This window comes from Acidobacteriota bacterium, assembly GCA_039030395.1.
Lineage (GTDB): Bacteria > Acidobacteriota > Thermoanaerobaculia > Multivoradales > JBCCEF01 > JBCCEF01.
This window is the reverse complement of the sequence record JBCCEF010000025.1, coordinates 64,162-72,109: the sequence shown is the minus strand read 5'-3', so window position 1 is coordinate 72,109 and position 7,948 is coordinate 64,162. Positions and strand designations below refer to the sequence as shown.

Annotated in this window: 7 protein-coding genes and 1 tRNA gene; 7 read left to right on the top strand and 1 reads right to left on the bottom strand. The window is 68.1% G+C overall.

Annotated elements, in window-relative coordinates:
- Nucleotides 1–247 precede the first annotated feature (247 nt).
- Nucleotides 248–323: transfer RNA gene (locus AAF481_17880), tRNA-Ala, on the bottom strand.
- Between the two features lie 178 nt (nt 324–501).
- Between AAF481_17880 and AAF481_17875 the strand changes: the two genes are divergently transcribed.
- The 7 genes from AAF481_17875 to AAF481_17845 all read left to right on the top strand — a co-directional run bounded on the left by AAF481_17875 (nt 502) and on the right by AAF481_17845 (nt 7,874).
- The gene (locus AAF481_17875; protein ID MEM7483047.1) at nt 502–834 is read left to right on the top strand and encodes a hypothetical protein; all 333 of its coding nucleotides are present in this window, start codon (nt 502–504) and stop codon (nt 832–834) included.
- Complete coding sequence (locus AAF481_17870) at nt 831–1,079, top strand: hypothetical protein (GenBank protein MEM7483046.1); 249 nt, start codon at nt 831–833, stop codon at nt 1,077–1,079. The genes AAF481_17875 and AAF481_17870 overlap by 4 nt, the downstream gene beginning before the upstream one ends.
- A gap of 35 nt (nt 1,080–1,114) precedes the next feature.
- Nucleotides 1,115–1,918: a metallophosphoesterase gene (locus tag AAF481_17865; GenBank protein ID MEM7483045.1), complete on the top strand. Its 804-nt coding sequence runs from the start codon at nt 1,115–1,117 to the stop codon at nt 1,916–1,918.
- 90 nt (nt 1,919–2,008) lie between these two features.
- On the top strand, nt 2,009–4,138 hold the full coding sequence (locus tag AAF481_17860; protein ID MEM7483044.1) for a serine/threonine-protein kinase: 2,130 nt from the start codon (nt 2,009–2,011) through the stop codon (nt 4,136–4,138).
- Nucleotides 4,139–4,144: 6 nt separating this feature from the next.
- Entirely contained in the window at nt 4,145–5,434 is a 1,290-nt protein-coding gene (locus AAF481_17855; GenBank protein MEM7483043.1) for a pitrilysin family protein, read from the top strand.
- Nucleotides 5,431–6,717, top strand: coding sequence for a pitrilysin family protein (locus AAF481_17850; protein MEM7483042.1), 1,287 nt, complete (start codon nt 5,431–5,433; stop codon nt 6,715–6,717). The genes AAF481_17855 and AAF481_17850 overlap by 4 nt, the downstream gene beginning before the upstream one ends.
- Before the next feature lie 263 nt (nt 6,718–6,980).
- On the top strand, nt 6,981–7,874 hold the full coding sequence (locus tag AAF481_17845; protein ID MEM7483041.1) for an MBL fold metallo-hydrolase: 894 nt from the start codon (nt 6,981–6,983) through the stop codon (nt 7,872–7,874).
- Nucleotides 7,875–7,948 lie beyond the last annotated feature (74 nt).

Here is a 7,948-nt window from a genome sequence, read left to right as displayed (position 1 = left end):
TCGACCGACCTGAACGGGAGGGAGCTGGTCCAGTTCCCTAGCTGGACTTGCCGTGCCGCCAGCGCGCCCCGCGGGCGTGCTGGCGCACACCAAAGCGCTTCTGCTTCGCCATCGACCGACCTGAACGGGAGGGAGCTGGTCCAGTTCCCTAGCTGGACTTGCCGTGCCGCCAGCGCGCCCCGCGGGCGTGCTGGCGCACACCAAAGCGCTTCTGCTTCGCCATCGACTGACCTGAAAGGGAGGGAGATGGTGGAGCAGAAGGGACTTGAACCCTCGACCCCCACGTTGCGAACGTGGTGCTCTCCCAGCTGAGCTACTGCCCCACGGGAGCCGCATTGTATCCGTGGGGCGGCGGATGGGCAAGAATGAGCGGACCGAGTCGGACCTCCGCGCCGACGGTCCCTGGAGTATCATTGACGCGGTGCGGCTTGGAGCCGTTCGGAATCGGTGAAGATTGAGCGGCCGTGGGCTCGAAGGCCCCGCCGAGAAGGGATGGATTCGATGGAGAAGACGGAGAAGGCATCGCCCGTGGACAAGGCGCGGGAGCGCTTCCAGGACGCCGCCGAGACGGTACAGGAGACCTACCGCAAGGTATCGGACGATGTGCGCCGTGGGGCCGACCGTGCCGCGTCGGAGTTGAAGGACGGCGCCCAGCGTTCGACGGAAGCCGCGGCCCGTGGGTTGCGCGACGGCTTCGAGCAGGTGCGCGGCCAGGCGCGGTCGCTGACCGACGACCTGAACGATTTCGTGCAGGACAACCCCGGCCGGGCGGTGGTGGTGGCGGCCGCCGCGGGCTTTTTGATCGGCCTGCTGTTTCGGGGCCGCGGCGAGTGAGCGACAACGGTTCGATGGGCGATGATCGCGCGATGGCGGACCAGTGGGTGGACGAGGTGGTGCCGGAGTCGGTGGATTGGGAACGTCTGGTGCGGCGCTATCCGTTGCCGTCCCTCGCCCTGGTGGCAGTGGGAGGCTTTCTCGTCGGACGCCATCGCGGTTCGGAACTGCTGTCGGCGATCACCGCCTTCGCCACCCGCCAGGCCGGCGACAGCGTGTCTCGCATTCTGGGCACGGACGACTGATCCGCCCGTCTCTCTAGAAGAAGCGTCTCTCCCGCGTGCCGCGGCTCCTGCATATCTCCGATATCCACTTCGGGCCGAAACACCGGCCGGAAGCGGCGGAGGGAGTCCTCCGGCTGGTGGAAGATGTGCAGCCGGACGCCTTGGTGGTGTCCGGCGATCTCACCCAACGAGCCAAGCCGCGACAGTTCCAGGAAGCCCGGGCGTTCATCGATCGCGTGACGGTGCCGGTGCTGACGGTCCCCGGCAACCACGACGTGCCGCTCTATCGGGGTTTTTTCGCGGAGCGGGTGTTTTTCCCCTATCGCGCCTACCAGCGGCACTTCTCGGAAGAGCTGGAACCGGTGCTGGAATTGCCGGGGCTGACGCTGATTGGCGTCAATACCGCCTTCAACTGGACGACCAAGCACGGTCGTATCACCGGTCGCCAGCTCGACCGCCTCGAAGGGCAGCTCCGCGACTTGCCGGAGGTGGGGTTTCGGGTGGTGGTGATCCATCACGAGATGATTCCCGCACCGCGTTTCGGCCTGCAGACGGTGATGGCCCATGCCTGGGAGCTGGCCGACGTGCTGTCGTCCCGCGGGGTGGATATGGTGTTGGCCGGCCACCTGCACCAGGCCTTCGTCAGCACCACCGAGGACTACTACGCCTTCGGGCGGCGGCCGGTGATCGTGGCCCATTCGGGAACCACCACTTCCACCCGCGGCCGGGGCGGGGAGCGGGGGGTGAGTAGCTGCAATCTCATCCAGCTCGACGCCGGCGCCACCGAGATCCGGCAGCTTCGCTGGACCGGGGGGACAGCCGGTTTCGAGGAGCATTCGGTGCACCGCTATCGGCGGTAACGCCGCCGCCCCTCGCCGGTCTGTTCTGAGTCGTCGGCGCGATAAGATCGACGGGTCTGAATCGCGCTCCAATTCGCGAGATCTTCCGCTTTGAGTACCTTTTCCCCAGGCTCTACCCTCGGCCGCTATCGCATTGTCCGGTTGCTCGGTACCGGTTCCATGGGCGAGGTGTACCTGGCCGAGGATCCGCAGATCGGCCGGCAGCTCGCCGTCAAGACGCTGCGTTTTCTCGGGGTTCGGCCAGAGGAGATGGAGGAGCGCCAGCGCCGCTTCATGCAGGAGGCGCGCACCGCCGGTAGCCTCAACCATCCCCGGCTGGTCACCCTGTTCGACGCCGGTGAGGACGACGGTTTCTTCTTCCTGGCCTTCGAATATGTGCCCGGGTCGGATTTGTCGGTACGTCTGCGGGAGCCACCGCCGCTCACCCTCGGGGCGGCACTGGAGATCGCCCAGCAGACCTGCGAAGGTCTCGATCACGCCCACCGCAAGGGGGTGATCCACCGCGATATCAAGCCATCCAACATCATGCTCGATGGTGACGGCGAGGTGAAGATCAGCGACTTCGGCATCGCCAAGATTCTCGGCCAGGCGACCGAGCTGACGGTGACCGGTTCGGTCCTGGGCAGTCCTCACTACCTGTCGCCGGAGCAGATCCGGGGCGATGAGCTGGACGGCCGTTGCGATCTCTTCTCCCTCGGGGTGGTGCTCTACGAGATGTTGAGCAACGAGCGGCCGTTCTCCGGCGAAACCATCAGTACCCTGGTGTACCAGATCCTGCAGACCGAGCCGAAGCCCCTGGAGGCACTGCGTCCGGACCTGCCGGAGTCGCTCCGTGAGGTCACCCGGCGGTTGATGGCGAAGGAGCGCGACGAGCGGTTTTCGAACGCCCGCGACGCCGCCGAGGCACTCGACCGGGTGCGTCAGGAACTGGTAGCGGTGGGCCTGTCCCAGACCGCCCTCGGCGAGACTCTGGCCGGTGCAACCCACCGCTTGGAAACGGCACCGGTACCGCTGGCTCCCACGGTTCCCTCATCGGCTCCACCTCCTCCTCCCCCTTCAGCGCCTTTGCCGCCTCCGGCACCTTCGACGGCACCGCCCTCGACGACGGTGCCGCCCCGCAAGAGTTCGAAGGGTCTACTGATCGCGCTGGCGGGTCTCGGTCTGGTGGCGCTGCTGGCGCTGGTCGGCGTCGCTTGGTTCCTGCGCGGTCCCGGAGCTCATCTGCTACCGCAGGAGCGGCGGGCCGAAGCGAAGGGGAGAGAAACTGGGGGCGCTACGACTCCCAATCCCTCTGAACCCAATCTGGAGGCCTCCGCCGTCTCGGTGGAGCCAGAGCAGGAGTCCACAGAGCCTGACGTTTTAGGGGAGGAGTTCGCCGCGGAGGATTCGCGGACGGATCCGCTCGGCGAGGAGGCTCGCCTGCCTCCCGCGGGCAACGTGGCCGACGCTCCGGTGGAGGAGCCGCGTCGGCCCGCCGCCACCCCGCCGGACAGCGAGCGGCGTCCCGCGACCACACCGCCAGCGGCCGCCGGCCCGCGCCCGCCACGGGAGCCGCCGGCGCGAGACCCTGCGCCGTCGGTCACTCGACAACCTCCGCCGCCGTCCGCGAACGAACAAAATGCGGGGATTCCGGTCGCTCGATCGGCTCCTGCGGCCCACGGCGAGATCGAATCTGGCCTCGCCTTGACCTTCCGGGTGTTCCCGCCGGACGCCTTCGTGCTGCTCGACGGCGGGGTGATCGGCCGCGCCGCCGACTACGCCACGCCGGGGCAGGCCTTCGTGCTTCCCGGACCGGGCACCTACGACCTCACCATCCGACGCCCCGGCGCCCGCGACCATCGCCTGCGGGTGCGGGCGAAGGCCGACGGCCCGGCGGTGCGCAACGTCCAGGCCCGGCTGGAGCTGATCCCGGCGGAAGAACTCGATGACTCGGACTTGGACGTTTACCGAGTGCAGGACGCCGTCGCCTTCGAGGTGACCCCTGCCACCGCTCGAGTGCTGGTCGACGGCGAATTTCAGGGCCCGGCGCGCAAGTTTTCCGGCGGCCTGCGCCGCAACCGCTGGCTTCCTTTGGAACGCGGCCGACACCGCATCTCGCTGATTGCCCCGAATCACATGCGCCGTGACTTTCTGGTGGAGGCCACCGCCGGGGCAGTGGAGAAGCGGGTGCGGATCACCGTTGAGCTGACCCCCATATCCCTCGCCGACGTTGAGGACTGATCTCCCATGACCCAGCCTTCGATGCCCTCCGGCATCGCTTCTGAACTGTTGCCGGTGCCGGTGCGCGTGGCGACTCTCGACAACGGGTTGACCGTCGGCCTGGTGACCAACCGCCAGGCGCCGATCGTCACCACTGCCCTGTGGTACCGCGCCGGTTCGCGCGACGAGGCGGCCGGCCAGGGCGGTGCGGCGCACTTTCTCGAACACATGATGTTCAAGGGTTCCGGGAAGTACGGCGCCGGAGAGATCGATCGCCGCACCCAGGAACTGGGCGGCTCCAACAACGCCTTTACCAGCCACGACGGCACGGCCTACTACTTCAACTTTGCGCGCGATCGCTGGCAGGAGGCTCTGGCGATCGAGGCGGACCGCATGGCGGGCTTGGCTCTCGCCGAGGACGAGGTGGCGAGCGAGCGGCAAGTGATTTTGGAAGAGATCGCGATGTACGAGGACGATCCCTGGGACGCCCTCGGCCGGCAGGTCGAGTGGGCGATGTTCCCGCGTCACCCTTACGGGCTGCCGGTACTGGGTAGTCGGGAGGAGCTGTTGGCGATGGGCCGCGAGGAGCTAGCGGCCTTTCACCGCGCCTACTACCGGCCGGACAACGCCGTCCTGGTGCTGGCCGGAGATCTGCCGGAGGACGCGCTGGAGGCGGTGGAGGAATCCTTCGGCCACCTGGCCGCCGGAGCAAAGAAGCGCCGGGCAACGGATCCCGCCATCGCCCTCGAGCGACGCTACGAGGTGGAGCGGCGCCATGGGGAGGTGGAGCGTTTACTGGTGGCCTTCCGGTCGCCCGCCGCCGGCCATCCCGATCACCCGCCGCTGCGCCTGCTGGCGACGGTGCTCGCCAGCGGCCGCGCCAGTCGCCTGCAGCGGGCGCTGGTGGACGAAGGGCAGCTTTGTTCGGCGGTGCAGGTGGATCTTGGGGAAACCCTCGATCCAGGGCATTTTCAGATCTCCGCCGAGGTCGTGCCGGGTCGGTCCATCGAGCAGGTGGAGGCGGTGCTCTTCGAACAGCTCGACGCGGTGATTTCCGCCACCGGAGTGAGCGACGAGGAACTGGAGCGGGCGCGCCGGATGGTGCGGTCGGACTGGGTGTTTTCGCACGAGCGGGTGCACCAGCAGGCGCTGGCCGCGGGCTTCGAACTGGCGCTCTTCGAGCGGGGTTTCCTCGAACGGCAGGTGGCCGCTCTGCTGGCGGCCGACGCGACTCGCCTGCGGCAGGTCGCCGGCCGCTACCTCGATCCCTCCGGCGGCTGTGTGGTCGGCCGCTCGCGGGCCGCGGAGGCCGCATGACCGAGGTGATCGAACCGCCCTTGCCGACCACCGCGCCCTCGCCGGTGATCGCTGTTCGCCGGGTCGACGGTCCACCGGTGGTGGCCGTGCGGGTGTGGATTTCCGGCGGCGCCCGGCGGGAGACGGCCATCGGTCAAGCCCTGATCGCCGGCCGCCTGCTCGCCGAAGGCACGGCGCGGAGCGATTTTCGGCAGATCGCCGAGCAGGTGGAGTCGCGCGGCTTTTCCCTCTCGAGCTTCGGTTCCTATGAGATCCACGGGCTCGCCCTCGATGGCCTGGCGGCGGACTGGGAATGGGCCTTGGAGCAAGCCGCCGACGTGCTGCTCGAGGCCGCCTTCCCGGCCGACCGCGGCGAGTGGTTGGCCCGCCAGGCAGCGGCGGAACTCGACAGCTTGGGCGACCAGCCGCAGGTGCGCACCGCCTGGGGATTCGCCGAGCAGCTCTACACCCCGAATCGCCGCCGCCTTCCGGTGCAGGGTGGAGTCGAGGAGCTGGCGGCCTTGACGGTCGGCGACTGCCGGTCCTTTCACCGGGCGGCCCTGGCCGAGGGGCCGCTGATCGTCACCGTCACCGGGGCGATCGACGAGGGGCAGGTGCACCGCCGGCTGGAAACGCTCTTTTCCTCCGCCGTCCTCAGCGAGGTGATCGGCCCGTCCGGGGCCGAGGGCGATGTTCTGGAAGATTCCGCCGCGCCGGTGGGCTTGCCGGAACGCCGCCGGCAGGTGTACTTCGAGTCCGGTTCCGGCGACCAGGCCCACTTGCTGTTGGGCCACCTGACCGTGGCGCGGGATCACCCGGACTTCGATGCCCTCGATCTCCTGTCGGTGATCCTCGGCTCCGGCGCCGGTCTGACCGGTCGCATCCCGGATCGAATTCGCGAGCAGGAAGGCCTGGCCTACACGACGAGCGCCCACATGGCGTCCGGAGCTGGCCTCGATCCCGGCCGCTTGGTGGCCTATGTGGGAACCTCCACCGCCACCGTCGCTCAAGCGGAGCGCGGAGTGCGGGAAGAGCTGGCCCGGGTGATCGACGATGGCATCCGCGACGACGAGCTGGAGAGCGCCCGTTCCTACCTCCTCGGCCGTCTGCCCTTCGGTCGCGAAACGGCTCGCCAGTGGGCCGATCTCCTAGCCATGGCGCGCCATTGGGGATTGCCCTTCGACCGACCCGGCTGGCGCGAAGAAAACCTTCGCCGGATAGACCGGCCGGCGGTGGAGGAGGCCGCCCGGCGGCACCTGCGGTCGGATGATCTGCGGGTCACGGTGGGCCTGCCGGCGACCTAGTCTTTCGGTGGTGAGCGTTTGTGCGGCTTCACCGGAACAGTCTTCGGGCCGGGCTTCGGCGACTTCTGGGCCGGTTTCGAAGGGGTCGAGCGTTTGTGTGGTTTGACCGGGGCGGTCTTCCTGCCTGCCATTGGCACTCCTGTTCGTCTGCCTGCTACCCGGCGCTCTTCCGTCGCCAGGTTTCTACTCATAGAAGCGTGTCCGTTTCGTTCCTAGGTTCAGACAGGTCGAGCTTCAATTCCTCCTTGGTATGCTGCGCCGCGATGAGTGCGCCCGCCCCTCTCCTGCAGCGCAAGCTCGGCACCTTTGACCTGACCCTGCTCCACGATGGCGAGTTTCGCCTCGACGGCGGCGCCATGTTCGGCACCGTGCCGAAGGTGCTGTGGGAGCGCAAGAAGCCGGCGGACGAGGCCAACCGCATCACCATGGTCACCCACTGCCCGCTGCTCCGCCGGGGTGACGATCTGGTGCTGATCGACACCGGCATCGGCGACAAGAACGACGCCAAATTCCGCTCCATCTTCGGAATGGCCGACGACGCCGAGCGCCTGCCGGCGGCTCTGCGCCGGGCAGGCTACGAGCCTGAGGACGTCACCCACGTGGTGTTGTCCCACCTGCATTTCGATCACTGCGGCTGGAACACCCGGGCCGCCGGAGATCGGTACGTGCCGACCTTCCCGAAGGCCCGCTACTGGATCGAACGCGGCGAGATCGAACACGCCCGCCATCCCAATCCGCGGGATCGCGCCAGCTACGATCCGCGCAACTGGGAGCCGCTCTTCGAGGCCGGATTGGTCGAACTATTCGACGGTCGTGGCGAGCCGGTGCCGGGCATCGAGGCGCTCCGCGCGCCGGGCCACAACGACAGCATGTGCGTGGTGCGGATCGACGGCCGAGAGGCCGCCGGAACCGGCGCCGGGCAGGCCCTGTTTCTGACCGATCTGGTGCCGACGGCGGCACACGTTCCGTACCCGTGGGTGATGGGATACGATCTGTATCCCGTGACCACGATCGAGAACAAGCGGAAGTGGTTGCCACGGGCGGCGGACGAGGGCTGGCTGGTGATCTTCGAGCACGATCCGGAGGTGCCCCTGGCGCGCCTGGTGGCCGACGGAAAGAACCGTTACCGAGCAGAGCCCGTGGTTTCGCAAGGCTAGCGGTTCGGGCCGAGCTCGCGGCGCGGTGACCTCTGACGAATTCCACTGACGAATACGCTTTTTCGGCGCATACG

Coding starts and splice junctions, on each gene's coding strand:
- AAF481_17875 (MEM7483047.1), top strand. CDS start 502: ATGGAGAAGACGGAGAAGGCATCGCCCGTGGACAAGGCGCGGGAGCGC.
- AAF481_17855 (MEM7483043.1), top strand. CDS start 4,145: ATGACCCAGCCTTCGATGCCCTCCGGCATCGCTTCTGAACTGTTGCCG.
- AAF481_17850 (MEM7483042.1), top strand. CDS start 5,431: ATGACCGAGGTGATCGAACCGCCCTTGCCGACCACCGCGCCCTCGCCG.
- AAF481_17845 (MEM7483041.1), top strand. CDS start 6,981: ATGAGTGCGCCCGCCCCTCTCCTGCAGCGCAAGCTCGGCACCTTTGAC.